23 protein-coding genes are annotated in these 24,688 nt (G+C 60.9%); 9 read left to right on the top strand and 14 right to left on the bottom strand.

What is annotated here, in order from left to right; all coding sequences use genetic code 11:
* Nucleotides 1–390 precede the first annotated feature (390 nt).
* From metC to ACWKV9_RS25000, 10 genes are all read right to left on the bottom strand, one after another.
* On the bottom strand, nt 391–3,138 hold the full coding sequence (gene metC, locus ACWKV9_RS25045) for a cystathionine beta-lyase (RefSeq protein WP_483838792.1): 2,748 nt from the start codon (nt 3,136–3,138) through the stop codon (nt 391–393).
* Between the two features lie 137 nt (nt 3,139–3,275).
* Nucleotides 3,276–3,932: a glutathione S-transferase family protein gene (locus ACWKV9_RS25040; RefSeq protein WP_483838791.1), complete on the bottom strand. Its 657-nt coding sequence runs from the start codon at nt 3,930–3,932 to the stop codon at nt 3,276–3,278.
* Entirely contained in the window at nt 3,929–4,525 is a 597-nt protein-coding gene (locus ACWKV9_RS25035; protein ID WP_483838790.1) for a cysteine dioxygenase family protein, read from the bottom strand. The genes ACWKV9_RS25040 and ACWKV9_RS25035 overlap by 4 nt, the downstream gene beginning before the upstream one ends.
* Nucleotides 4,526–4,656: 131 nt before the next feature.
* Entirely contained in the window at nt 4,657–5,496 is an 840-nt protein-coding gene (locus ACWKV9_RS25030) for an amino acid ABC transporter ATP-binding protein (RefSeq protein WP_483838789.1), read from the bottom strand.
* Complete coding sequence (locus tag ACWKV9_RS25025; RefSeq protein ID WP_483838788.1) at nt 5,483–6,271, bottom strand: amino acid ABC transporter permease; 789 nt, start codon at nt 6,269–6,271, stop codon at nt 5,483–5,485. Before ACWKV9_RS25025 ends, ACWKV9_RS25030 begins: the two co-directional genes overlap by 14 nt.
* Complete coding sequence (locus ACWKV9_RS25020; protein WP_483838787.1) at nt 6,261–6,995, bottom strand: amino acid ABC transporter permease; 735 nt, start codon at nt 6,993–6,995, stop codon at nt 6,261–6,263. The genes ACWKV9_RS25025 and ACWKV9_RS25020 overlap by 11 nt, the downstream gene beginning before the upstream one ends.
* Nucleotides 6,992–8,209 (bottom strand): aminotransferase class I/II-fold pyridoxal phosphate-dependent enzyme, encoded by a 1,218-nt coding sequence (locus tag ACWKV9_RS25015; RefSeq protein ID WP_483838786.1) that lies wholly within the window; start codon nt 8,207–8,209, stop codon nt 6,992–6,994. The genes ACWKV9_RS25020 and ACWKV9_RS25015 overlap by 4 nt, the downstream gene beginning before the upstream one ends.
* The gene (locus tag ACWKV9_RS25010; RefSeq protein ID WP_483838785.1) at nt 8,206–9,651 is read right to left on the bottom strand and encodes an FAD-binding oxidoreductase; all 1,446 of its coding nucleotides are present in this window, start codon (nt 9,649–9,651) and stop codon (nt 8,206–8,208) included. The genes ACWKV9_RS25015 and ACWKV9_RS25010 overlap by 4 nt, the downstream gene beginning before the upstream one ends.
* 20 nt (nt 9,652–9,671) lie before the next feature.
* Nucleotides 9,672–10,508 carry a transporter substrate-binding domain-containing protein gene (locus ACWKV9_RS25005; RefSeq protein WP_483838784.1) on the bottom strand — a complete coding sequence of 279 codons (837 nt, stop codon included), beginning with the start codon at nt 10,506–10,508 and terminating at the stop codon, nt 9,672–9,674.
* A 73-nt stretch (nt 10,509–10,581) separates the two neighbouring features.
* Complete coding sequence (locus tag ACWKV9_RS25000; RefSeq protein WP_483838783.1) at nt 10,582–11,421, bottom strand: transporter substrate-binding domain-containing protein; 840 nt, start codon at nt 11,419–11,421, stop codon at nt 10,582–10,584.
* A gap of 386 nt (nt 11,422–11,807) precedes the next feature.
* On the opposite strand from ACWKV9_RS25000, the gene ACWKV9_RS24995 reads away from it, so the two are divergent.
* Nucleotides 11,808–12,662, top strand: a complete 855-nt coding sequence (locus ACWKV9_RS24995; protein WP_483838782.1) for a LysR substrate-binding domain-containing protein — start codon at nt 11,808–11,810, stop codon at nt 12,660–12,662.
* A 146-nt stretch (nt 12,663–12,808) separates the two neighbouring features.
* Here the strand turns inward: ACWKV9_RS24995 and ACWKV9_RS24990 are convergent, their stop codons facing one another.
* Both ACWKV9_RS24990 and ACWKV9_RS24985 read right to left on the bottom strand, forming a co-directional pair.
* The gene (locus tag ACWKV9_RS24990; protein ID WP_483838781.1) at nt 12,809–13,543 is read right to left on the bottom strand and encodes an alpha/beta hydrolase; all 735 of its coding nucleotides are present in this window, start codon (nt 13,541–13,543) and stop codon (nt 12,809–12,811) included.
* A 404-nt stretch (nt 13,544–13,947) separates the two neighbouring features.
* Nucleotides 13,948–14,115 carry a hypothetical protein gene (locus tag ACWKV9_RS24985; RefSeq protein ID WP_483838780.1) on the bottom strand — a complete coding sequence of 56 codons (168 nt, stop codon included), beginning with the start codon at nt 14,113–14,115 and terminating at the stop codon, nt 13,948–13,950.
* Between the two features lie 4 nt (nt 14,116–14,119).
* Here ACWKV9_RS24985 and ACWKV9_RS24980 point away from each other — a divergent pair, with 4 nt between their 5' ends.
* The 8 genes from ACWKV9_RS24980 to ACWKV9_RS24945 all read left to right on the top strand — a co-directional run bounded on the left by ACWKV9_RS24980 (nt 14,120) and on the right by ACWKV9_RS24945 (nt 20,838).
* Nucleotides 14,120–14,995 (top strand): MurR/RpiR family transcriptional regulator, encoded by an 876-nt coding sequence (locus ACWKV9_RS24980; RefSeq protein WP_483838779.1) that lies wholly within the window; start codon nt 14,120–14,122, stop codon nt 14,993–14,995.
* Nucleotides 14,996–15,056: 61 nt separating this feature from the next.
* Entirely contained in the window at nt 15,057–15,857 is an 801-nt protein-coding gene (locus ACWKV9_RS24975; RefSeq protein WP_483838778.1) for a transporter substrate-binding domain-containing protein, read from the top strand.
* Nucleotides 15,858–15,859: 2 nt separating this feature from the next.
* Nucleotides 15,860–17,245 (top strand): MmgE/PrpD family protein, encoded by a 1,386-nt coding sequence (locus tag ACWKV9_RS24970; protein WP_483838777.1) that lies wholly within the window; start codon nt 15,860–15,862, stop codon nt 17,243–17,245.
* Entirely contained in the window at nt 17,242–17,898 is a 657-nt protein-coding gene (locus tag ACWKV9_RS24965; protein WP_483838776.1) for an amino acid ABC transporter permease, read from the top strand. Before ACWKV9_RS24970 ends, ACWKV9_RS24965 begins: the two co-directional genes overlap by 4 nt.
* 10 nt (nt 17,899–17,908) lie before the next feature.
* On the top strand, nt 17,909–18,553 hold the full coding sequence (locus ACWKV9_RS24960; RefSeq protein WP_483838775.1) for an amino acid ABC transporter permease: 645 nt from the start codon (nt 17,909–17,911) through the stop codon (nt 18,551–18,553).
* A gap of 12 nt (nt 18,554–18,565) precedes the next feature.
* Nucleotides 18,566–19,333: an amino acid ABC transporter ATP-binding protein gene (locus ACWKV9_RS24955; RefSeq protein ID WP_483838774.1), complete on the top strand. Its 768-nt coding sequence runs from the start codon at nt 18,566–18,568 to the stop codon at nt 19,331–19,333.
* Between the two features lie 46 nt (nt 19,334–19,379).
* The gene (locus tag ACWKV9_RS24950; RefSeq protein WP_483838773.1) at nt 19,380–20,360 is read left to right on the top strand and encodes an agmatinase; all 981 of its coding nucleotides are present in this window, start codon (nt 19,380–19,382) and stop codon (nt 20,358–20,360) included.
* Between the two features lie 67 nt (nt 20,361–20,427).
* Nucleotides 20,428–20,838, top strand: a complete 411-nt coding sequence (locus ACWKV9_RS24945) for a RidA family protein (protein ID WP_483838772.1) — start codon at nt 20,428–20,430, stop codon at nt 20,836–20,838.
* Between the two features lie 584 nt (nt 20,839–21,422).
* Here ACWKV9_RS24945 and ACWKV9_RS24940 read toward each other — a convergent pair.
* The gene (locus tag ACWKV9_RS24940; protein ID WP_483838771.1) at nt 21,423–21,680 is read right to left on the bottom strand and encodes a CsbD family protein; all 258 of its coding nucleotides are present in this window, start codon (nt 21,678–21,680) and stop codon (nt 21,423–21,425) included.
* Between the two features lie 265 nt (nt 21,681–21,945).
* Nucleotides 21,946–23,442, bottom strand: coding sequence for a helix-turn-helix transcriptional regulator (locus tag ACWKV9_RS24935; protein ID WP_483838770.1), 1,497 nt, complete (start codon nt 23,440–23,442; stop codon nt 21,946–21,948).
* Nucleotides 23,443–24,688: the final 1,246 nt, after the last annotated feature.

The raw sequence follows: 24,688 nt of genomic DNA, 5'->3' as shown, positions 1-24,688 counted from the left end.
GGAGCGGACCTGTCCGCGAATGCAGTTTGCCAGGCGAAGCAGATGTAGCAGTTTCACTTACGCCTTCGCGGACAGGTCCGCTCCCACGGGTCTGAGTGCCTTCATGGCAACCACGCGTCCCTGTAGGAGCGAATTCATTCGCGAGGCGCCGGTAGCCTCGACATTGTCGTCGCCTGACACAACGCCTCGCGAACAAGTTCGCTCCTACAGGGAGAGTGGCGGTTCAACAAAAAATTTGGCGCCACGCATCATGTGTAGGAGCGGACCTGTCCGCGAATGCAGTTTGCCAGGCGAAGCAGATGTAGCAGTTTCACTTACGCCTTCGCGGACAGGTCCGCTCCCACGGGTCTTGCGCCTGTTCGGATCATTCCCGTGCTCTGCGTCCGGTCATCACCGAATCGCCGCAAACCCCCGTTCCAGATCCTCGATCAACGCGCTGACGTCTTCCAGACCGATGTGCAATCGCAGCAACGGATTCAGCGCCTTGTCTTCGGCATTCACCCGGTCGTTGACGTTGGCGACGATTACCAGGCTTTCGAACCCGCCCCATGACGCACCCAATCCGAACAGGTGCAAGCCGTCGATAAAGCGCTCCAGCAGCAGGGGATCACTGTCCACAAGCTCGAACGTCAACAGCCCGTTGCTGCCGGTGAAATCGCGCTTCCACAACGCATGGCTCGGATGGTCGGGCAATGCTGGATGGAACACGCGCTTGACCTGCGGATGCCCCTGCAACCAGTGGGCAACCTGCAAGCACTGTCGCTGATGCACATCCAGCCGCGCCGCCAAAGTGCGGGCGCCGCGCAGCACCAGATACGCGTCATCCGGGCTGACGGTGCTGCCAAACGTGTCAGTCATCACCGCCAATGGCTGCCAGACCGCTTGTGTTGTACATACGCTGCCCATCACCACGTCGCTGTGCCCGCACAGGTATTTGGTCAGCGCCATGATCGAAATGTCAGCACCCAACGTCAGCGGCCGATACTGGTAGCCGGAGCCATAAGTGTTGTCCACCGCCAGCAAAATCCCACGCGGTCTGCACAGCGCTGCAATGGCCGGCAGGTCGCTCAGTTCATACAGCAACGAACCCGGCACTTCGGCATAAACCATTTTGGTGTTAGCTCGCAGCAACGCTTCGATGCCCGATCCATCGGCGGCAAAGAAGCTGTACTCGATGCCGAACGGCGCCAGAAACTCTTCGGCCACCTGCCGCACCGGCGAGTACACCGCGTCGGTGATCAGCACATGATCACCCGGCCGCAGGTACGCCAGAAACGTCTGCGCCACGGCGGCCAAACCGGTGCCAAACAGACGCGTGCGATAGCCGCCTTCAAGCTCGGTCACCAGATCTTCCAGCTCGAACGCCGTTGGATTGCCCCGCGCGCCGTAGCTGAGCACGCGCTCGGTATCCCGGCGTTTTCGGGCATCGCGCATCTCGTGGAGGCTGTCGAACAGCACCGTGCTCATGCGCGACACCGGCGGGTTGACGCCACGCACGCCGCTGCCTTTCTCGCTGCGCGCGGCGTGGACCAGACGCGTACGCACTCGATCATGGGTCTGACGAGCGCCGAGGGGTTTGAGGCTAGCGATTTCCTGCTCGGTCATCTGCCCCAGCAAGCCGATCTCCCAGGCCAGATATTGGCGCGCCGCGTCCTTGTTGCCCGAATGGCGATCATGGGTGAAGAACAGAAAATCGATGCACTGCGCGTTGGTGGGCGTGTTGGCGTCTTCGACCAGCGCCAGACCGGCCGATTGCCAGGCGCTGATACCTCCAGCGAGAACCCGTGCCTGAGCGCGCTGGGCGTCGGGCAGTTCCCGCGCAGCGATTTCAGCCACCGCCGCGCTGTCCGCGATGAATACCAGTGGCCGGGTCTCGGTGCCGACCTGCGCAGCCAATACCGGCCGAATGGACCAGCTCGAACCTTCGATATGGCCCTTGCGGAACGCCATGCTCGGGCGCAGATCCACCACGGCCACGGCATTGTCCTTGACCGCATCGAACAGCTCGGCAGCGCTCAGCGGCGGCAATGAAGACGTTACTGCATGGTCATTGAGCGCCAGTGCCAGGCCGCTGTGAATACCGCCTTCAAGCACATAAGCCTCATGCCCCAACTGACGCAACCAGCTCGCCACAATCGGTGCACGGATGCCGTCGTTGTCCACCAGCACCAAGCGCGCCTGACGTACGCCGACGTACAAGTCAGTGGACTGAATCAGTTGACCGCCCGGCGTGTGTTGCGCACCGGGCAGGCTGCCGAGTGCGAATTCTTCGGGTGTGCGCACGTCGCACACGAACAGGCTACGGCTGCTGTCCTCGGCCCACTTCGCCACCTGATTCGCGTCAATCGTCAGCACACCGGCACGTTGCGCCAGTTGCTGCGCCGCCTGACGTTGTGCGTCCAGGGAGGCATTTGGCGCCACCTCGGCATAACGCCGGGTGCTGCCGTGTTCCAGCGGCAGGTCGGCCAGGTACCAACCCTGAGTGCCGTTTTCCAGTGCATAGACCGGATTTTTAACGCCCAGATCAATCAGCGTCTGTGCGCCGATGATGCTGCGGGTACGACCGGCGCAATTGACCACGATGGGGGTGGTGTCGTCGGTCAGCAGACCGGGCAAGCGATAGCCCAACTCGCCATTGGGGCAGCAGATGGAACCGGGGATGGTCATCTTGCGGTATTCGTCGAACGGGCGACCGTCGAGCACCACCAGTGGTGTGGCTGTGGCCTGCCACGCCGCCAGTTCGGTGGCGCTAATGTGCGGGGTGTGGCTGGCTTCTTCGACGATTTCGCCAAAAGCTTTGGACGGCACATGCACGCCGGCAAACAGCTCGAAGCCCGCCGCCTGCCAACCATCGGCGCCGCCTTCGAGGATGTGCACGCGGGTGTAATCGAGTTCGCTCAATCGTTGAGCAGCGCGGGAGGTGGCAGCGCCGCCATCCTGGTCGTAGATGACCAGACGCACGCCGGGGTTCGGCGCCAGACGGCGGACCTCCAGCTCAAGGCGGCTGTAAGGCAGATTCACGCCATGGAACAGGTGCGCTTCGCCGTACTGGCCGTGCTCACGGACGTCGAACAAAGCGATTTCCTGCCCGTCGAACAGCCAGCTTTGTAATTGTTGGGGGGTGATTTTCTGGCTCATGGGGTTCTCGTGTTCTCTTGAGGGCGCCCGTTGTAGGAGCGCGCTTGCCCGCGATTGCGGTGTGTCATGTTCATGGATGGAGGCTGATACACCGCCATCGCGGGCAAGCGCGCTCCTAGAAAGGTGACGCGCAACGCTTACTGCAACGCCAACGACTTTTCATTCGCCGCCACTTCGCGGCCTTTGGCGTACGCGCGTTGCACCGCTGGCCGGGCTTTGATGCGTTCGCGCCAGGCATCGATGTTGGGGTATTGCGTCAGGTCCTGGCCTTGGCGCGCCGGCTGAATCCACGGGAAGATAGCCATGTCGGCAATCGAGTATTCACCCGCCACGAACGGCACCTCACCCAGACGTTTTTCCAGCACGCCATACAAACGCGACGCCTCGGCACCGAGCATGTCCAGGGCAAACGCAATCGGCTCCGGGGCCTTTTCCTTGAACACCTGCAACTGGCTCAGATACGGCGTGACATGCCCGACCTGCCAGAACAGCCATTCCTGCACGCGCTGGCGCTCAACTGTCCCATCCGCTGGCAAGAAACGGCCTGCCTTGTTCGCCAAATAGTTGAGGATAGCCCCCGATTCAAACAGGCTCAGAGGCTCGTCACCGATAGCGGGCGCGTGATCGACAATCGCCGGAATCCGCCCGTTGGCGCTGATCGCCTGAAACCAGTCCTGCTTCTGTTCGCCGGTGCGGATGTTGATGGGGCGCACGGTGTAAGGCAGCTCCAGCTCTTCCAGAAGGATCGCGACTTTGAGGCCGTTGCCCGTCGGCCAGAAATACAGGTCGATCATGCGTAGGCCTTGATCGACGGGGCCATTTGCGAGGCGTTGTAATTGAGCACTTTGCCTTCCAGGTTGACGCCGTAACGGCCGTTCAATGATTCCAGCGGGCGGCCATACAAGTGGAAATGCAGGGTCGGGGTTTCGCCGTCGACCTTGATCCCGTGCAGGTCTTCGCCGAGGAAGCTGATCGAAGTGCCAGGCTGCACAACGACTTCTTTTTCCAGCTCGATTTTGGCGAATTCAGGGTTGCTGCCGTCGTCGGTGCGCGCCCACACGTAGTTGATTTCCTGGCCTTGCACGGCAACGATCACCGCCCAGGTTTCGTGGTTGTGCGGCAGCGTACTTTTGCCCGGCAGCAGCGAGTTCATGTACAGCGTCGGGGTTTCGCCGTCGTCGTTCAGGCGGTAGCGGAATGCGGTATCACCCTCCCCCGGCACTGGCGAGGGGAAGCTTTCGAAGTTGAACAGGTCGTGGCGCTGGGCGAGGTCTTCCAGCAGGCTGACGATTTCTTTAAGCGCGTCGCGATCAACGCCACGGGCATGGATGACGCGGATTTTCTGCAGGAAATCTTCGATCACTTGGCTGCGGTTTTCGGTGCTCATCAGGTGCTCCTTTTATTGGTCATTTCGCACGGGCTTCTGTAGGAGCCAACTTGTTGGCGAGCCTGGCGACACGGTGTGTCAGTTACATCGTCTCGCGAACAAGTTCGCTCCTACAGGGGCTGTGTGTTCATTCAGACAGACAAACTGTACCGGCTGATATTGCTCAACAAATACGGGTCGCCGTTCACTGCGGGGCGGCGGCCGGCGTCGCCCAGGGCGTGACGCAGAAATTCCTGGGTACGCTCGCTGGTGGGGCGCTGGAAAATCTGTTCGGCGCTGCCGCTTTCGACGATCAAACCGTTTTCAGTGAAATACACCACGTCGCTGATGTCCTCGGCGAAACGCATTTCGTGGGTCACCAGCACGCAGGTCATGCCCTCCTCGGTCAGCTCGCGAATAACCGTGAGAACTTCCCCCACGGTTTCCGGGTCCAGCGCCGAGGTCACTTCGTCAAACAGAATCAACTCAGGCCGCATCGCCAGCGCCCGGGCAATTGCCACCCGCTGTTGCTGCCCACCGGACAACTGCCCCGGATACGCATCGGCCTTGTGCTCCATGCGCACTTTGGCGAGCAAGGCGCGGGCGTCTTTCTCGGCGTCCGCTGCGCTGCGACCGAGCACCTTGCGCGGCGCGATCACCAGGTTTTCCAGTACCGACAGATGCGGGAACAAGTTGTACTGCTGGAACACGAAACCGACCTTCTTGCGCAGCTCGATGCGCTGGGCCTCGCTGGTCAGCGTTTGCACCTCGGTGCTGCCGACGCGAATGCTGCCGCGCTGTGGCGAAAGCAACCCGGTGATGCAACGCAAAATGGTGGATTTGCCCGAGCCGGACGGGCCGATGATCGACACCGCCTGACCGCGCTGCACGTCCAGATCGATGCCTTTGAGCACGCGGTTCTGGCCGAACGACAGATGGATGTCGCGCAGGCTGACCAGGGGTTCGGCGGCGAGCGTTTCAGGAGAAGGCATAACGTCGCTCCAGGCGTTGAGTGATCCGGGAAATCGGGTAGCAATAGGCGAAAAACAGCGCCAGCACGCTGAAGTAGATCAGCACGGTAAAACCGGTCTGGTTGACGGTATTGCTGGCGATCTGTGCGGTGTCGATCAGGTCATGCACACCCACCAGCGACGCCAGCGCGGTGCCCATAGTGATCACGGCGTAGAGGTTCATCCACGGCGGCAGCATGCGTTTGAAGCATTGCGGCAGGATGATCGAACGGAAAATCTGCCCACGGGTGAACGCCAGGGAACGCGCCGCTTCCCACTGAGTGCTGGGGATCGAACCGATGGCACCGCGAAAGATTTCCGCGACGTTGGCGCTGGCCGGTAGCGCCAGGCCGATGGTGACTTTCACCCAGTCCGGAAAGGAGATCCAGCTGCTGCCGATGTGGATTTCGAACGGGAACACGTACGTGGTGAAGTAGATCAATACCAGCCACGGCGCGTTTCGAAAAATCTGTACCCAGACCTTGGCCGGAAAGCGCGTCAGCCAAAACGGCGACATCGCCAGCGCGCCCACCAAAAGGCCCAGCAGCGAACCGATGGCAATCGCCAACAGGCTGATCAGAATGTTCTGTCCAAACCCTTTTGCCAGCGCAGGCGACCATTCCACCAGCGCCTTGAACACCGGACTATTGGGCGCGCCGAAGACCAGCCAGAGCAAGGCGATCACCAGCAACGACAGTTTGCCGACATGCCGACGTGGCCAGTTCAGCGGTGCAGGGACAGAAGATTCAATGGCCATAACCGGGCATCCTCAGTCGGGTTTCCAGGGCACGACCGGCGCAGTTGACGATGAAGCTCAACAGGCCAAAAAAAGTCAGCAGCAAAATCATCAGTTCCAGCACGTTGTCACTCTGGGTCCAGATCATGATCGAGGCGTAAGTGATGTCACCCACCGCAATCGCCGAGGCCACGGCGGTCATCTTCACCAGATCGATCAGGTTGTTGATCAGCGACGGCAAGGCGAAGCGCACCGCCAGCGGCAGTTGCACATTCCACAGCAACTGACGGCTGCTGAAGGCGAGCGAACTGGCGGCTTCCATGGTCACGGCGGGCACCGCCTCGATCCCGGCGCGCAGGGCCTCGGCGTGGAACGCGCCCTTGTGCAAGGAAATCACGATCACTACCCAGGCGAACGGCGTCAGCGGATTGGCCGCGCCGACAGCCTGGGTCAGGAGCATGTTCAGCACCAGGAACGCGCAGTACAGCTGCACCAGTGTCGGCGTGTTGCGCGTGACTTCGATGAACACCCGCGCCGGTTTCGCCAGCCACGGTTTGCCCGACGTCAGCATCGCCGCCAGGCTCACACCCGCCAGCAGACTGCCGACGATAGTGCAGGCGCAGAGCGCAATGGTGGTCAGCGCGCCGTCGACCATCGAACCGCGTTGATAGGCGTCCAGCAGAAAGCTGTAGTTCAGCCCCAGCTTGGCCGTCCACTGCACGAATATTTCCAGCCAATGACTCATGCCAGCGCCTCGACGCGCAGCTGTGCGCAGGCCGCAGCGATGCGTCGCCCGGCTTCGGTCACGCTGTCGGTTGCAGTGGCAATCGACAGGCGAAACCACGGCGACAGGCCATAGGCATTGCCCGCGACACCGGCCACGCCCTCTTCGAGCAGGTAATCGACCACGTCATCATCGCTATTCAAACGCTGCCCATTGGGACGCACACGGCCAAGCAATCCGGCGCACCGCACGAAGACGAAAAAGCCGCCCTGAGGTGTGAGCACTTGCAGGCCGTCCACGTCTTTGAGCGCGCTGACAATAATGTCCCGACGCTGGTGATAGGCCGCGACCTGCTCGGGCAGGAAATCCAGACCGCCTTCAAACGCTGCCAGCGCGGCGGCCTGCCCCACCGAAGAGGCGCCGGAGGTGGCTTGCGATTGCACGACCGTCATGGCCGTGGTCAGTTCTTTCGGGCCTGCGCCGAAGCCGATGCGCCAGCCGGTCATGGCGTAGGTTTTCGAGACACCGCCCACCAGCAGCGCGCGCGGTTGGAAGTCCGGGGCGACATTGAGCAGGCTCAAGGCTGTCTGGCCGTCGAAACGAATGTGCTCGTAGAGTTCATCCAGCAACACAAACACCTGCGGATGACGGCGCAACACTTCAGCCAGCGCCAGCAATTCCGCTTGGCTGTACACCGCGCCGCTGGGGTTGCCGGGCCCATTGAGAATCAGCCAGCGGGTGCGCCCGGTGATGTGTTGTTCGAGCTGCGCCGGGGTCAGTTTGCAGCCCTGTTCCAGACCGCATTCGATGAACACCGGCACGCCGCCGTTGATGCGCACGATGTCCGGGAACGACGGCCAGTGCGGCACCGGCACCAGCACTTCATCGCCGTCATCGAGGGTCGCCGCAAAGGCGTTGAAAATAATCTGCTTGGCGCCATTGCCGATGACGATGGATGGCAGCGGATAGTCCAGACGATTTTCCGCCTTGAGTTTGCGCTGCACCGCTTCACGCAACTTGCGCACGCCGGGGGTCGGCGTGTACTTGGTCGCGCCGCCGTCGATGGCTTTATAGGCGGCCTGTTTGATGTGCTCAGGGGTGTCGAAATCCGGCTCGCCGGTGGTCATGTCGATGATGTCGCGACCGGCTTCGCGCAGCTCAGTGACACGGGATTTCGCCGCCGCGTTGGCCGATAGCGAAACGCGCTGTACGCGCTGTGACAAACGAACGGTCATGGCGCTGTCCTTTCAGTTGGAGTGGTGACTGTCGCCAGAACCTTGCCCGGATTGAGCAGGTTGAGCGGGTCCAGCGCCTGCTTGATGCGGCGCATCAGGTCCAGTTCCACCGGGCTTTTGTAGCTCGGCAGCATGGCCAGTTTGCGCTGGCCGATGCCGTGTTCGGCGCTGATCGAACCGCCATGGGCCGCCGTGCTGTCATGCACCAGCTGGCTAAGAGCGGCGTAGTTGCTCATGTGGGCTTCAACCGTGGAGTCCAACGGATGGGCGACGTTGTAGTGCAGATTGCCGTCGCCCAGATGGCCGAAGGTAAAGTTGCGCACGCCGGGGAAGTGGCGTTGCAGCAGCGCATCGGTCTCGGTGACGAAACTGACGATGCGCGAAATCGGGATCGAGATGTCGTGCTTCATGTTGCGACCGGCTTTCTTCTGCGCCTCGCTCATGTTCTCGCGCAGCAGCCACAGGGCTTCGCTTTGCGCCAGGCTTTCTGCGATCAACGCGTCGGCCAGCAGCTGCGCTTCAAAGGCCTCACCGAGCACGTGTTCAAAAGACTCACGGGCATGGGTTTCGCTGTGGTTGTCCGACAGTTCCAACAGCGCGAACCAGGGTTGCGCGGCGTGAATGAATGGCTGCGGGCCGTCCGGGAATTGCTCACGCAGCAGCGCCAGGCAATCAGCGGTCAGCAGCTCGAACGCAGTAAGGCTCGCGCCGAAACCTGAGCGGGCATGGGACAGAAAACTCACCGCCTGGCCCAGCGAATCGAAGGCCAGCAGCGCGGTGCATTGTGCTTTGGGCAGCGGGAACAGTTTCAGCGTGGCGGCAGTGATAATGCCCAGCGTGCCTTCGCTGCCTATGTATAAATCGCGCAGGTCGTAACCGGTGTTGTCCTTGCGCAAGCCGCGTAGGCCATTCCAGATTTCACCTTCAGCGGTCACCACTTCCAGGCCAAGGGTCAGTTCGCGGGTGTTGCCATAGCGCAACACCGCGGTGCCGCCCGCGTTGGTCCCGAGGTTGCCGCCAATGGTGCAGCTTCCCTGCGCACCCAGGCTCAGGGGAAACAAGCGTGCGGCCTGGCGCGCGATGTCCTGCACGTTTTGCAGGATGCAGCCGGCTTCGACGATCAGAGTGTCGTTGTCGGTATCAATCTGGCGCACGCCGTTCAGACGATCGAGCAACAGCAATACCGAACGCCCGCTAGCATCCGGCGTTGCAGCGCCCATTAGCCCGGTATTGCCACCCTGCACCACAATCGGCGCCTGATGGGCGACGCAGGCCTTGACCACGGCGGCGACTTCTTCGGTGTTCGCCGGATGCACCACCGCCAGCGCCTGACCGACGTAGGTGCCTTGCTTGTCGGTCAACTGCTCGACAGCCTCATCGGCGCGTTGCACGTACTTGTCGCCCAGTAACTGCTGCAGGGTCTGGAACAGGTCATTGCTCATCAGGTTTCTCGCTCAATGGCTTACTGGCTGGCAAGCGGCGCGGCGTTGCGGAACTGCTCGTGCAGGTCACGCAGGGCTTGGGACGGCGCCATGCCGGTGCGCTCGCCGGTTTCGATCAACCAGCCGCTGCGGTGCCAGTCGCGCACGATGCCGTCGAGTCTGGCCTGAGTGTCTTTTTCACCTTTTCGAATCCAGATCACCGATTTGGACGGGATCAGGTCCGTGGACAGCGGGATCTCGAAACCGGACCAGTCAGCATCGCCCAGCAATGCGTGCATGGTCGGGCTGACGTGTACGGCCGCCACGCAACCATTGCCGCGCAGGGACAACAGCGACTCGGACTGGCTGCGGAAGGCCTTGATCTCGGCGCCGTAGGTTTCCTGCAACGGCTTGATGAAGTTGCTGCCCTGGGACACGCACACCGGCTTGCCCTTGAGGTCTTCCCACTTGCTGATGCCCGCGCCTTTGCGGATCAATGCCGCGCCGCCGACTTCCTCATACGGGGTCGGCACGTAGTCGAGAATCTCGGCGCGCTCGTCGGTGTACTGCATGTTGGCGATCAGGATGTCTACCTTGCCCTGCTGCAGGAACTGCACGCGGTTAGGCGCCAGCACTGAAACGGTGTCCACTTCCACGCCCAGCTTCTGGCCAATGCCTTTGGCCAGCTCGACGTTGTAGCCCAGATGCTCGCCAGTCTTCGGGTCGATGGTGCCGAACGGCGGGCCGCTGAGGATCACGCCAATGCTGATCTTGTGGCGCTGTTGAATTTTGTCCAGCGTCGCGTCGGCGTGGGCCAGCGAGGCGCAAAGGATCAGGCCGAGGGCGGTGAGGGTTTTGCCAAAAGCGAAGCTATTCATGGGTGACTGCCTGGGACGAGCTTATTTAAGAGAGCCCCGACGCCTGAGCGCCGGATGATCAAAGGAAACGGGATCAGGCGCCGGTCTGGAACTGCTTTTGCAGCTCTACCAGCGCAGGCGATGCCGGGGTGATGTGGTGGCGTTTTTCGGCGTCGATCAACCAGCCGCTGCGGTGCCATTGTTTGACGATCGCGTCGAGCTTGGCCTGGGTGTCGGTTTCGCCTGGACGGGTCCAGATCACCGAGGGCGCCGGGTTCAGCTCCGGGCTGATGGCGCGGTAGTCCTTCCATTCGGCGCTGTCGGCGATCAACGGGTTGATCAGCGTGGCGTCATGCACAGCGGCGACGCAGTTGTTGCCGCGCAGGGCCAGCAGCGATTCGGACGAGCTTTTGAATGCCTTGAGTTCGGCGCCGAATTCGGTCAGCGGCTTGACGTAGCTGCTGCCTTGGGAGGTGCAGACCGGCTGGCCCTTGAGGTCTTCCCATTTTGTGATCTTGCTGTCTTTGAGCACGGCTGCGGTACCGCCTACGCGATAGAACGGCGTAGGCACGAAGCCCAGAATCTGCCCGCGCTCAACGGTCCATTCCATGTTGGCGATCAGCAGATCGACCTTGCCCTGTTGCAGAAACTGCACACGGTTGGCTGGCAATACCGGCACCAGCTCGACTTCGGCCCCCAGCTGACGGCCGATGTCCTGAGCCAGATCGACGTTCATGCCGACGGGCTTTTGCGTGGAGGGATCGATGGAACCGAACGGCCCGCCTGACAGCAGCACGCCGACTACCAGACGATGACGCTCCTGGATTTTGTCCAGCGTGGCGTCGGCCTGAACCATCGCGCTGGCGCCCAGCGTAAGCAGAGCGCCGAACAGCAGCGGCAGAAATCGTGTAGCAGGCGAGCGCAGGTACGGCATGGATGTTCCCCCTCAAGTCATGGTCGCCGCTCTTTCTAAGAAGGCTGACGGATGAAGGGCATCCTAGGGACAGGGGGTGAAGAACGGAAATTCAAATATCAAATATGGTTATAACTTTTAGGATTCAACGCTTGGAACAATTCGCTATAAGCACGTAGATGCTGGGCCTAGACTAACAAATGGCAAAATCTACTTTCGTAATTCATAAAAAACCGTAATGTGTTTACCTTTCCGAATGATGTAAATAACGCTTTTGTAGGAGCGCGCTTGCCCGCGATGGCGTCGTGTCAGGCGACATCAATGAGGCTGATACGACGCCATCGCGGGCAAGCGCGCTCCTACAGTGGATCTCATTCCGAGCCCAAATTTTTGCTGAGCCCACCACCATGTCCACCACCCTCGACCTCGAACTGCTGCGCACTTTCGTCGCTGTCGTCGACCACCACAGCTTCGCCGAAGCCGGGGTGCAGTTGGCGCGCACGCAATCGTCGGTGACCCAGCACATGCAGCGCCTGGAGCAGCAGATTGGCGTCAGCCTGTTTCAGAAACAGGGCCGGCAGAAGCAGCTCACCGACCCCGGCCGACAACTGTTGCGCCATGCGCGGCAGATGCTTTCGCTCAACGACGACGCCCTCAATTCTCTGCGTGAAAGCAGCCTCAGCGGCGTGCTGCGCATCGGATCGCCTCACGACATTGCTGACACCATTCTGCCGCCGATCCTCAGCCACATCGCCCGTTCGGCGCCTCGTCTGCGGCTGGAAATAGATGTCGGGCGCAGTCCGTTTCTGATGGACGACCTGCATCGCGGCAAGGTGGATATGGTGATTTCCACCCGTGAAGATCCTGGGCTCGAAGGCTTTGCCCTGCGCACCTCGCCGGTGTGGTGGATTTGTTCGGCGCAGTATCAGCATGTGCCGGGTGAGCCGATTCCGCTGATCCTGGTGGACGAACCGAGCATCTACCGGCGCTACGCACTGGAGGCGCTGGAGCGGGCGAATATTCCGTGGCGACAAGCGTATCTTGCGTCAAATCTGATCGGCATCAAGGCTGCGACCCGCGCAGGGCTGGGCGTGACACCGCGCAGCATGGAAATGCTCGGGCCCGACATGCGCGTGCTAGGTGAGGCGGACGGCCTGCCGAGGATGCCGGACGTGACCTATCACCTGTGGATACGGCCCAACACCGTGAATCCACTGACCCGGCGGGCGTATGAGTTGATTCGCGGGAGTCAGGGGTTGTAAGAAGCCGAGTGGTGGGTCGCCGTACCTAGACCCGTGGGAGCGGACCTGTCCGCGAAGAGGTCCGTACAGCCGACACATCTCTATCGGCTGATCAATGGCTTTCGCGGACAGGTCCGCTCCCACAGGGATCGTTGATCGTCCCGCCTTCAATCCTGATCAGCACGACCTAGCGACGCGCTCAGCCACTTATCAAGATCGCTGATTTCATTGCCGTTGATGCTGTGCCCCAACCCCGGATAGGCATGAAACTCGGGTGCCAAGGCCAGCTTTTTCAACGCGGCCTGGGCATTGGTCGCTCCGCTATACGCCACGCGGGTGTCCGCCGTGCCATGGCCGATGAAGACTTTCAGGTTCTTGAGCCGATCATCGGGTTTCAATCGAGCGTTCAGCGCCGAGAGAATCTTGCCACTGAGCGGCGCAATGCCGCGCACTAGCTCGGGGTGCTGCAGGCCAATTTGATAAGTCATCATCGCGCCCTGGCTGAAGCCGATGAGGATCACCTTGTCAGGCTGGGTGCTGTACTTCTTGGTGGCCTGTTCGATGAACCGGGTCAGCAACGTGGTGCTGGTATCGATATCGCTGGTCACGCCTTCGTAGTCGGCGACGTCGGTGTCCTGGCTGAACCACTTGTGGCCGCCGCCGTCGACATCGAGCGGCGCGCGAACGGAAAGATAGGTGTAATCGGGGGAAAGGTCGTCCTTGATACCGAACAGGTCGCGCTCGTCACTGCCGTAGCCGTGAAGGAAGATCACCAGCGGCGCGTCTTTGGCAGCGGCGGGACTGGAAGCGAGATACGGCAAGGCAAGGTCGGAGAGCAAGGCAGGCTGGGCGTGCGCCAGACCGGAAAATACGCACAACAGCGCGGCGAAGAACTTCATCATTGCGGCAAGGCCCTATGCAAAAACGTCGGGCCCATCATACGCAGCATGACCTGGATGTCAGCCCGCAATTGATCGGAGGAAGCTGTCGGGATGCTGTCGGGGATGCAGATTTCGACTGCTCGCCCAATTCAATACATGACGTTGCCTCGAGAGTTGGTAACCCGCACAGGCCTCAAACCGTGGGAGCGGACCTGTCCGCGAAAGCGATCTATCAGACGCTATAGATGTGTCGGATCACTGGCCTCTTCGCGGACAGGTCCGCTCCCACGGTTCCAAGCCAGGCGCAGATTGATCAATCGCCGCACTTCTAAGGTGCGGCGCACCATTGGGTTGCGGTTATCTCCTTGCACAGGCGGCCTTAACCGAAACCAATCGCAACGGGCACAAAGCCAAAACGATTCACCTCAATCAATCTTTGAATCAACCCAACCGAAATCGAATGACCCACTCGGGCCATGCAGCCGCGTGTGACAAAACACCACGCCTGCAAAGTGATTCACTTGAATCATTTCAAAAAAATCTGGCACAGCTGTTGCAAATTCCCTCGTATCTTCCGCTTTGATTCGTGGCATGCCGATGAACCGTGACCTTCTATGCGCACAGCTCAAGCAGCAGTTCGAGACCTTTCCCCGGCAGGAGCGCGCGGCGGCCAGTTTCATTCTGGACAACCTGCATGAAGTGGCGGTGATGTCGATGCGCGACCTGGCGCGGCTGGCCAATGTGCCGCCTTCGACCATGACCCGCCTGGCCAAGCGCATGGGACTGTCGGGCTACGACGAACTGCGTGAGCTGTTCATCAACTCACTGCGCGGCAACAGCAACGCTTACGGCTCGCGGGCCCATGGCCTGGTCGAACTCAAGCAGCGCGTCGGTGAGCATCAGGTAATCGAGGACATGGCCAACAACGCCATCGAGCAGATCCAGTCGATGTGCAACCCGGACAACCTTGACGCCATGTCCCGCGCCGTCGCCCTGCTGGCCGGCGCTCGGCAGGTCTATTGCCTGGGCATGCGCTCCTCATTCGGCGTGGCGTTTCAGTTCTCCCACGTGGCCTCCTATTTCGCAAAAAACGTGCGACTGGTCGAAGGCGCTGGCGAGAGCGGCGTGATGTCGATCATCAACCAGACCAGTGCCAAAGACGTCGCGCTGGTGTGCAGCCTGCCGCGCTACTCGCGGCGCCTGATCACCCTGACCAATTACCTGCATCAGCAAGGCGTGCGGATCATCACCATCACCGACAGCGTGACCTCGCCCACCGCCCGGCTCGCCGCTGAAACCATCATCGTCAAGAACCAGACCCCGTCCTTCTACGACACCATCGTGCCGGCCATGCTGGTCAGCGAAATGCTGGTAGCGCTGATGTCGGCGCACTCCAACCAGGACGCCGAAGCCTCGGTCACCCGCACCGAAGAAAAGCTCCTGGGCCTGGGCGAATGGTGGGATCTGGGCTGAACGCTTTGCTGCATCTGCGACTGATTTGAACCTCGAACCGCTTAACCTTCGGAGCACCACCATGAACCTCAATCCGTGCAAGCCCTTTACCAAAACACTGATCGTGGCGGGACTCTGCGCCCTGTTTTCCAGCACCTTCGTCCAGGCGGGCGATGCGCTGGACCGCATCATGAAAAGTAACCAGCTGCGCGTCGCCGTACCGGTGGACTATCCGCCTTATGGCTACGTCGGCCCGGACATGACGCCACAAGGCCTGGACATCGACGTCGCCACGCTGATGGCGAAAAAGCTCGGCGTGAAACTGCAACTGGTGCCCGTCACCGCGCCAAACCGCGTGGCCTACATCCAGTCGGGCAAAGCTGACTTCACCATCTCGTCTCTGGGCAAAACGGCTGAGCGCGAGAAAGTAATCGACTACAGCATCGCCTACTCGCCGTTCTTCGACGCGGTGTTCGGCGCAGCAGCACTGCCGGTGAAAACGCTGGGCGACATGGCCGGCAAAACCGTTTCGGTGACCCGTGGCTCGATGCAGGACAAAGAGCTGACCGACGCCGCACCAGAGGCCGTGACCAAACGCTTTGAAGACAACAACAGCACCATTTCCGCGTTCCTCTCCGGGCAGACGCAGATGGTCGCCATCGGTACCACCGTCGCTGCTGCGCTGAAGCAGAAAAATCCGAAGATGGACATCGAGCTGAAAGTGGTGCTGTCCAACGCGCCCAACTACATCGGCATGAACAAGGATCAACCGGAACTGCGCGCGAAGGTCAACGAAATCATCCGCGAAGCCAAGGCTGACGGTACCCTGGACGCCATCAGTCAGAAATGGCTGGGCGCACCGGCTGGCGAGCTTCCAGAGTAACCATGGGCGCCCTCTCCCCTACCTTGGTCGAACTGGCGCGCTGGAGCGCGTCCGTGCGATTGGCGGACATTCCGCTGTCGGTGCAACACGCCGCCAAGCGCTGCCTGATCGACACCCTCGGTGTCGCGCTGGCGGGCAGTACTAGCGACGTTGCCCGCCAAGCCCGTGCGGTTTGCCGATTGACCGCCGCTGCGGGCCATTCGACGGTGCTGGGCGATGCACAATCGCTCAGCGCGCCAGCCGCAGCGTTCGTCAACGCGACTGCCGGGCACGCACTGGATTTCGACGACAACGCCTACCCCGGTTTCGTCCACGGTTCGGTGGTGATTCTGCCGGCGGCGCTGGCCGTTGCGCAGATGCGTGACCTGAGCGGCGCGGCGCTGCTGACCGCGTTCGTGGTAGGGGCCGAGTGTGAATATGCGCTGGCAAGAGCGCTGACCCGGCAGATTTACGATCGCGGCTGGTGGACAACCGGCGTGCTGGGCGTTGTCGGTTCCTGCGCAGCGGCGTGCCATGCACTGGGCTTGAATGCGGCGCAAACCGCTTCCGCATTGGGGCTGGCGTTGACCGGCACCGGCGGCATGAAAGCCGGTTTTGGCACCGACGCAAAAATGCTCATGGCCGGACGCACCAGCGAGGCAGGCGTGATCGCCGCGCTGTTGGCCGCCCACGGCAGCCAGGGTCCGCTGGATATCGTCGAGCACAGCAAAGGCCTGTCGGTGATGTTCAACGGCGGCGTGCTGTCGCCGTTACCCGCGCTGGGTCACGAATGGAGCCTGCTCATGCCGGGCGTCGACATCAAACGCATTCCGATCTGCCTGTCGTCACACGCAGCGGTCGATGCCCTGAGCGAGATTCTGCGTCTTGATTCGATCAGCACCGACGACGTCGTCGAGATCATCTGCGACGTGCCTCCCATCGTGATGCAGAACCTGACTCACGACGCGCCGACCCAGCGCCAGCAGGCGCAATTCAGCATGCCGTTCGCCATGGCGGCCACTTGTTTGCTGGAGGAGATCACCCTCGATTCATTGAACGACGCCACGATCAACCGCGATGACCTGCAACAGCTGATGCGCCGCGTGCGCATGATCAGCAGTGAGCGCTGGCAGCCTGACCTGCTGGTCTCGGCGCCCGAAAGTGCTTGGGTCAAAGTCATTTGCAGCGACGGCGCCAGCACGGAGCGCTTCTGCGCGATGCCGCTGGGTTCAACTCTCAACCCACTCTTACAGGCGCAATTGCACGGCAAATTCCTGCAGTGCGCGGCGCCTGTGATCGGTACTGATCAAGCACATGCCCTGCTCGATCGGCTCGTACACCTTGACGAGCTACCTAGGGTTCGCAACCTGCTCCCTCCCCTGAACTGCGTGGAGCCAAACGCCTCATGACTTTAGATTTCTCGGTCGTATTCAAGCAGTGGCCGCTGATACTGGACGGCATGCTGCTGACGATTTTCCTGACGCTGTTTTCGGCGGTGGTCGGCACACTGCTGGGCATCGCCTGTGGGCTGGTTCGCAGCAAAGGCCCGCGCTGGGCACGCTGGACAGTGGGCCTGTACGTGGAGCTGATCCGCAACACGCCCTTCATCATTCAGCTGTTTTTCATCTTCTTCGGGCTGCCGGGGCTGGGCCTGAAAATGACCGCGTTGACGGCAGCAATCGTCGCCAATGTGATCAACCTGGGCGCCTACGTCAGCGAGATCGCCCGCTCCGGCATCGAAGCCACGCCCGATGGCCAGATCGAGGCCGCGCAGAGCCTAGCGCTGAATCGCTGGCAGATTTTCACCCGTGTGGTGCTGCCGCCTGCGCTCAAACGCATATGGCCGACGCTGGTCGGGCAGATGGTCATCATCATGCTGGGCTCGGCGGTGTGCAGCCAGATTTCCACCGAAGAGCTGACCTACGCCGCCAACCAGATCGCCAGTAACTCGTTCCGTAATTTCGAAACCTACATCGTGGTGGCTGCTTTGTACCTGCTGCTCGCCGTCGCCCTGCGCCGCCTGCTGAACTGGGTCGGTCCGCGTTTCATCTTCGGTCGCTGAGGGAAAACCCATGTTTGAATTTACCTTGTGGGACATCGCCCGAAATCTGTTGCTGGCGATGCGCTGGACCATCGGCTTGTCACTGATCGCCTTCATCGGCGGCGGTTTGGTGGGTGCAGTGCTGGTGGTGTTGCGCCTGACCGGCAACCGCTTCGTGCGCGGGCTGGTGATGCTTTACGTGCAGCTTTTTCAGGGCACACCGCTGCTGTTGCAGTTGTTTCTGGTGTATTTCGGGCTCGCCATGTTCGGCATCGAAACCACCCCGCTGGTGGCCGCTTCCGTATGCCTGACGCTGTACGCCAGCGCGTATCTCACCGAGATCTGGCGCGGCAATATCGAGTCCATCGCGCTGGGCCAATGGGAAGCGTCCAGCAGTCTGGCGCTGACATTCAGCGAGCAGATGCGCTACGTGATCTTGCCTCAGGCGGTACGCGTCGGCATCGCCCCCACCGTGGGGTTCATGGTGCAGGTGGTCAAGGCCACGGCGCTGACCTCGGTGATCGGTTTCGTCGAGATGACCCGCGCCGGACAGATCATCACCAACGCCACGTTCCAACCGTTTTTCATCTATGGCTCGGTCGCGTTGATGTACTTCGCGCTGTGCTTTCCGCTGTCCTGGTACAGCCGCGTGCTTGAACAGAAACTGCGCCGATAGAGGGCCGACAACATGAATCCTTCACCCACTCAACACCTCTCCCCTGGCTTTGCGCTGATCGACATTCGCGGCCTGCGCAAACGTTTCGGCGACAACGAAGTGCTCAAGGGCGTCGATTTGCAGATCGCGCGCAAGGAAGTGGTGTGCATCATCGGCAAAAGCGGTTCGGGCAAGAGCACGCTGCTGCGCTGTTTGAACGGACTTGAGGCGTATCAGGAAGGCAGCGTCACGGTCGACGGCCAGTTGGTGCGCCCGGATGACCGCAACGGGCTGCGCGAACTGCGCCAGAACGTCGGCATGATTTTCCAGAACTTCAACCTGTTCCCGCATTTGAGCGCGGGGCAGAACGTGATGCTTGCGCCGCGTCTGGTGCAGAAAACCTCCAGCGCCGATGCCGAGCGTCATGCCCGCAAACTGCTTACGCGGGTCGGCCTGGGCGAGCGCTTCGATGCGTTCCCGGATCAGCTGTCCGGCGGGCAGCAACAGCGGGTGGCAATCGCCCGTTCGCTGGCAATGAACCCGCAGGTATTGCTGTGCGATGAGATCACTTCCGCCCTCGACCCGGAGCTGGTCGGCGAAGTGCTGCAGGTCGTCGAAGGCCTGGCCAAAGAAGGCATGACGCTGATCATGGTCACCCATGAAATGGCCTTTGCGCGTCGGGTCAGTGACCGGGTGATCTTCATGCACCAAGGCCTGGTGCATGAGTCCGGCGACCCCGAAACCCTCTTTTCCAATCCCCAAACTCCCGAGCTGCGCCGCTTCCTTTCGATGGAAAGCTGATCGCTTTTTCGGTGCGGTTTTACTTATTTCTTTTCAGGAGACACCCATGGATTTTCCACTGACCGTTCCACCGTCCAAGAAACACCAGAGCTTTTTGTGGTCGCCTATCTGCACCGACCTCGACACCCTGGATGCCCACATCGCGATCATCGGCATGCCGTTCGGCAAGGCCTACGTGGCCGAGCACATCACCTGCGACCAAAGCAGAGCGCCGGACGCCATTCGCGCCATGAGCGACCGCATCTGCCGCGCCCTGCACCACTATGACTTCGATGTCGGCGGCCCGATCTACGACAACCGCGCGCTGAAAGTCGTGGACTGCGGCAACGTTCCGGCTGACCCGACTGATCTCAACAGCCACGGCCTGCGTTCCGAACAGGCGATCCGCAAGATTCTCGATGCGGGCGCGCTGCCGATCATTCTTGGCGGCGATCACAGCATTCCGATCCCGATCCTGCGCGCCTACGAAGGTCGCGGCGAAATCACGCTGATCCACATCGACGCGCATCTGGATTGGCGCGACGAGATCAATGGCGTACGCGACGGCTTGTCGAGCCCGATCCGCCGCGCTTCGGAAATGGAGCACATCGGCGAGATTTTCCAGATCGGCCTGCGCGCACAAGGCAGCGGTCGGCCAGCGGATTTCCAGGCGGCGGTGGACTACGGCGCGCATTTGATCACCGCGTATGACGTGCACGACAACGGCATGCAGTCGGTACTGGACATGATTCCGGACAACGGCAATTACTACCTGACCATCGACGCCGATGGCCTCGATCCTTCGATCATGCCGGGCGTGGCCGGGCCTGCGTTGGGCGGCATCACTTACGTGCAGATCCGCAAGCTGATTCACGGGCTGGTGAACAAGGGCAAAGTGGTCGGCATGGACATCGTTGAAATCACCCCGAGCACCGACGTCAACAACATCAGTTGCATCACGGCCGGGCGCTTGATCGTCAACCTGATCGGCGCCGCTGTGCGGGCTGATTATTTCGATGCGCCGCCGAACCCGGCACAAGCCGTTTAAACAGATCCGTCCAAGGCCAATGGACGGCCTTTCTTCCGCGTATTTTCTCGATCAAGTCAGGCGCATCATGCCCACTCATACTCGCATCCGCATGTTCAACACCAAGGACACCTACCCCAACCAGAAGCTCGACAACGACCTGTGCCAGGCCGTGCGCGCGGGCAATACCGTGTATGTGCGCGGTCAGCTGGGGACTGATTTCGACGGCAATCTGATTGGCTTGGGAGACGCCGGCGCTCAGGCTGAGCAAGCGATGAAGAACATCAAGCAGCTGTTGGAAGAAGCTGGCAGCCAGTTGCAGGACATCGTGAAGATCACCATTTACCTGATCGACCCGCGCTACCGCGAAGAGGTGTATCTGGTGGTGGGGAAATGGCTGAAGGGGGTGTTTCCGATCTCCACCGGGCTGGTGGTGTCGGCGCTCGGGCAGCCGCAATGGCTGATGGAAATCGACGTGATTGCGGTGATTCCGCAATGATGTGTTTTTGATCTACCCCGCGCGCGCGAACGTCCATCGGTCGCGCGCGGTTTGATTCTGGCCGAAGACCGTAGGAGCGCGCTTGCCCGCGAAGCCTTTGATTCTGGCCGGAGGCCGTAGGAGCGAGGCTCGCCCGCGAAGTGCGTAACGCGGTTCATCAGGTAAACCTCGTCGCCAGCTTCGCGGGCAAGCCTCGCTCCAACAGGATTTGCAGTGTGGCAGGTGAAGCCAAGGTGGTCGGTTCAGGGCCGCTTCGCGCCCCATCGTCGGCAAGCCGGACTCCTACGCCCTCCGGGCAGAAGCAGCGATCTTACGGACCAACTGACCCGTGTAGGAGCGCGCTTGCCCGCGAAGTCCACAACGCGGTTCATCAGGTAAACCTCGTCGCCAGCTTCGCGGGCAAGCCTCGCTCCAACAGGATTTGCAGTGTGGCAGGTGAAGCCAAGGTGGTCGGTTCAGGGCCGCTTCGCGCCCCATCGTCGGCAAGCCGGACTCCTACGCCCTCCGGGCAGAAGCAGGAATGCGTAACGGCCGGATTTAATCGCTCCTCACGCCACGCTGCGCGTGGGAACGATCAGCTACGGTCAGTCGTTGCGACGGCTCAACAACCGTGTCAGCAACATCGCTATGCCCGCCGCAATTGCAACGCTTGCCAATGGCCGGCGCTTGGCGAATGAGGTGACTTCATCCAGCACGTCGCCGTATTGCTCTTGCAGTTCGCCTGCTGTCTGGCGGATTTTGCCTTCGGCTTTCAGGCGATCATTGCCGGTCAGGTCACCGGCCCAGTCCTGAGCCTTGCCTGCAACCTGCTCTACCGCGCCTTTGATTTGTTCGGCTTTCATGGTGTTTTCCTTATCTGCTTTCTTGAATGAGAAGCCGGACGCGCAATAAAGTGCTTGCCCGGCATGTGATCAAGAGTAGGAAAAGCGCCCAAGGGCAAACAGGTGAATTCGCGGGGGTTGGGGTAGTGCATTTGCACCTAACCTTCGCGCTGATGAACTGTAGGAGCCAACTTGTTGGCGAGACGGTATTCAAGGTGCGCCAGACAGACCATCTCGCGAACAAGTTCGCTCCTACAGAGTTCAGCGTTGCTCACGTACCGATCATCTACTTACCCTTCTCGCGCTTTTGACCGGCGAACAGGTGTCGCTCGCGGGCCCAGACGATGGCTTCGCTGCGGCTGTGGACGTCGAGCTTTGAATACACGGTCGCGACGTGATTGCGCACGGTATTGGGCGCCAGTTTCAGCCGTGCGGCGATTTCCTTGTCGGCCAGACCCTGGCAGATCAAGCCCAACACATCCCGCTCGCGAGCCGTCAGATCAGTGAATGAGGCATTGGGCAACGCGCGCGCGTTGACGCTTTTGGCATTCGCCAGTTTCTCGATCAGTGTCTGGCTGAACCACGACGCGTCCTGCATCACCTCCTCAATCGCCTCCACCAGCTCCAGCTCTGAGCGCTTGCGTTCGGTGATGTCCATCAGCACCAGCAGATAGCAGGCGTTGTCCTGAATAATTACGGTATCGGCGGCCAGCACGCAGTCGATCACTTCATCGCCCTTCTTGCGCAGCTTGATGTCCAGGCCCTCGACGCTTCCGGTCTTTTCCAGGCCATCGAACAACTGCTCGGTGACACCTTTGCCCTCGATGAAGTCAAGCTCCGCGACCGAGCGACCCGTCAGCTCCAGAGCGCTGTAACCAAAGGTATTCAGGAACGCTTCGTTGGCATCCACTACGTGCTGACGATCAGCGCTGCAGACCAACGTCGGCACCGGCGTCAGACGAAACGCCTTGGCAAAGCGCTCTTCACTCTGACGCAGAGCGGTTTCAGCCTTGCGCCGGGGTTCCAGGTCAGTGAAAGAGAACAGCATGCAGTCTTCTTCGTTCATGTCCAACGGCTGCCCGGCGACGATCACCAGCTTGGTGCCGCCCTCCGGCAATCTCAGCTCGGCCTGCATTTGCGGAATGGTGGCGCCCTGGTTCAGACGCTCAATGGCGAGGTCCTTGCGCTCAGCGTTTTCCAGTACGTCGAGCTCATACACCGATCGACCGATGACGTTGTCGCGGGTGTGCCCGGTCATCTCCAGAAAGCCCTGATTGACCTTGATGTAACGCAGGTCGCTCAAGCGGCAAATCACGGCGGGCGCGGGGTTGGCGTTGAAGGTTTTCTCGAAGCGCTGTTCGGCGCTGGCCCACTCTGTGGCGTCGGCGATGATCAGCACCAGTGACTCTGGCGCGCCATTTTGGTCTTCGAGGACCATGCTGCGCACTCGATGCACCCATGTGCGACCGCTATCGCTGCCGACTGCGTCCACTTCAACAATCATGTCGCTGAAGACGTCCCCCGCCGCGACCCTGCCGATGGGGTACTGATCGGCGGTCAGGGGGTGGTTATTTCGGTAGCGCAAGGCGAACCGCTCGCGGTATTGGTCGCCGTTGGTGCCAAGGTCGGCGAGTTTGCTGACGCCGTGCATCTGTAATGCGGCTTCGTTGGCCCAGAGGATGGTCTGGTCGGGGTCGAGCAGGATCACGCCATCGGACAGGCCGGAGATGATGTGCTGCAATTGGCGACGATTGGTTTCACGGGCAAGCACGGCCTCACTCATTCACTGCGCTCCTAAACGCTGCAACCGGTATTGGCAGCTCGGATATCGGACCTGAGGGTTGAAGGTTAGTGCAGTTGGTGTGGAATACGCGCCCGTCCGGGGCACGCGGTCCCCTGTAGGAGCAATCGGAGGTTACGACGGTCGCGATGCGGTGTGACTGGTGTACCGCGATTGTGTGTGTATCCGTTGTTTTTGGTGTTGCTGATATTGGTTCCGCTGGCGCGTGTGACGCGGTCCCCTGTAGGAGCTGACGAGCACCGCGAGGCTGCGATGCGGTGTAGCTGACACGCTTCAGATGGTGTGTATATCCGTTGTTTTTGGTGTTGCTGATATTGGTTCCGCTGGCGCGTGTGACGCGGTCCCCTGTAGGAGCTGACGAGCACCGCGAGGCTGCGATGCGGTGTAGCTGACACGCTTCAGATGGTGTGTATATCCGTTGTTTTTGGTGTTGCTGATATTGGTTCCGCTCTTACAGCGGGTCACTTTTTCCAAGAGCCGAAAAAGTAACCAAAAAGGCCCTGCTCCGATGTCCGGCCCTCCTTCGTCGGGTTCCCTCGCTCCGGCATTGCTCCGCCGGGACGCGCCGAACGGGCATCCATGCCCTAGCGGCGCTCGCACGACATCCATGTCGTGCGCCCGGCTACGCAACACCTGCGCTCGGCCTTCCAAAGTCGCATTTTGTGGCGCTTACAAAATCTCGGCATGACAGAAGACAAAAGCTAAAAGCTAAAAGCGCGAGGCGCGCTTCGCTTTTGATCTTCACCCACGCCAGCCCAAACACCGCAAAACGCGACTTGGGTGCAGGCCGAACGCAGGCGGCGCGGAGTGGGCAGGGCGGCATGGATGCCGCGCTAGCCGCCCCCGGCCATGGATGGCCGATGGCGGCGTGCCCACGGAGCGTCGCCGGAGTGAGGGAACCCGACGAAGGAGGGCCAAACCGGGAGGAAGACCTTTTGGTTACTTTTGGGGCCGTTTGCCAAAAGTGACCCGCTGTAAAAGCGGAACCAATACGAGCAGCACCCGAGATAACGGATATACACACAATCCCAGTACACCCGATCCACCGCATCGCGACCGTCGTTACCTCCGATTGCTCCTACAGGAGACCGTGTGACACGCAGCAAGATCGGTCCACCGCAAATAACGGATATACCCACCATCGCGGTACGTCCGAAACACCGCATCGCGACCGTCGTTACCTCCGATTGCTCCTACAGGGGACCGAGTGACACGCAGCAAGATCGGT

The organism is Pseudomonas corni (assembly GCF_057128765.1).
The sequence above is the reverse complement of the archived record's forward strand: the minus strand, read 5'-3'. Positions and strand labels throughout refer to the sequence as shown.

Bases quoted from the DNA above. Each gene is read 5' to 3' on its own strand.
- metC (WP_483838792.1), bottom strand. From the start codon at position 3,138: ATGAGCCAGAAAATCACCCCCCAACAATTACAAAGCTGGCTGTTCGAC.
- ACWKV9_RS25040 (WP_483838791.1), bottom strand. From the start codon at position 3,932: ATGATCGACCTGTATTTCTGGCCGACGGGCAACGGCCTCAAAGTCGCG.
- ACWKV9_RS25035 (WP_483838790.1), bottom strand. From the start codon at position 4,525: ATGAGCACCGAAAACCGCAGCCAAGTGATCGAAGATTTCCTGCAGAAA.
- ACWKV9_RS25030 (WP_483838789.1), bottom strand. From the start codon at position 5,496: ATGCCTTCTCCTGAAACGCTCGCCGCCGAACCCCTGGTCAGCCTGCGC.
- ACWKV9_RS25025 (WP_483838788.1), bottom strand. From the start codon at position 6,271: ATGGCCATTGAATCTTCTGTCCCTGCACCGCTGAACTGGCCACGTCGG.
- ACWKV9_RS25020 (WP_483838787.1), bottom strand. From the start codon at position 6,995: ATGAGTCATTGGCTGGAAATATTCGTGCAGTGGACGGCCAAGCTGGGG.
- ACWKV9_RS25015 (WP_483838786.1), bottom strand. From the start codon at position 8,209: ATGACCGTTCGTTTGTCACAGCGCGTACAGCGCGTTTCGCTATCGGCC.
- ACWKV9_RS25010 (WP_483838785.1), bottom strand. From the start codon at position 9,651: ATGAGCAATGACCTGTTCCAGACCCTGCAGCAGTTACTGGGCGACAAG.
- ACWKV9_RS25005 (WP_483838784.1), bottom strand. From the start codon at position 10,508: ATGAATAGCTTCGCTTTTGGCAAAACCCTCACCGCCCTCGGCCTGATC.
- ACWKV9_RS25000 (WP_483838783.1), bottom strand. From the start codon at position 11,421: ATGCCGTACCTGCGCTCGCCTGCTACACGATTTCTGCCGCTGCTGTTC.
- ACWKV9_RS24995 (WP_483838782.1), top strand. From the start codon at position 11,808: ATGTCCACCACCCTCGACCTCGAACTGCTGCGCACTTTCGTCGCTGTC.
- ACWKV9_RS24990 (WP_483838781.1), bottom strand. From the start codon at position 13,543: ATGATGAAGTTCTTCGCCGCGCTGTTGTGCGTATTTTCCGGTCTGGCG.
- ACWKV9_RS24985 (WP_483838780.1), bottom strand. From the start codon at position 14,115: ATGCCACGAATCAAAGCGGAAGATACGAGGGAATTTGCAACAGCTGTG.
- ACWKV9_RS24980 (WP_483838779.1), top strand. From the start codon at position 14,120: ATGAACCGTGACCTTCTATGCGCACAGCTCAAGCAGCAGTTCGAGACC.
- ACWKV9_RS24975 (WP_483838778.1), top strand. From the start codon at position 15,057: ATGAACCTCAATCCGTGCAAGCCCTTTACCAAAACACTGATCGTGGCG.
- ACWKV9_RS24970 (WP_483838777.1), top strand. From the start codon at position 15,860: ATGGGCGCCCTCTCCCCTACCTTGGTCGAACTGGCGCGCTGGAGCGCG.
- ACWKV9_RS24965 (WP_483838776.1), top strand. From the start codon at position 17,242: ATGACTTTAGATTTCTCGGTCGTATTCAAGCAGTGGCCGCTGATACTG.
- ACWKV9_RS24960 (WP_483838775.1), top strand. From the start codon at position 17,909: ATGTTTGAATTTACCTTGTGGGACATCGCCCGAAATCTGTTGCTGGCG.
- ACWKV9_RS24955 (WP_483838774.1), top strand. From the start codon at position 18,566: ATGAATCCTTCACCCACTCAACACCTCTCCCCTGGCTTTGCGCTGATC.
- ACWKV9_RS24950 (WP_483838773.1), top strand. From the start codon at position 19,380: ATGGATTTTCCACTGACCGTTCCACCGTCCAAGAAACACCAGAGCTTT.
- ACWKV9_RS24945 (WP_483838772.1), top strand. From the start codon at position 20,428: ATGCCCACTCATACTCGCATCCGCATGTTCAACACCAAGGACACCTAC.
- ACWKV9_RS24940 (WP_483838771.1), bottom strand. From the start codon at position 21,680: ATGAAAGCCGAACAAATCAAAGGCGCGGTAGAGCAGGTTGCAGGCAAG.
- ACWKV9_RS24935 (WP_483838770.1), bottom strand. From the start codon at position 23,442: ATGAGTGAGGCCGTGCTTGCCCGTGAAACCAATCGTCGCCAATTGCAG.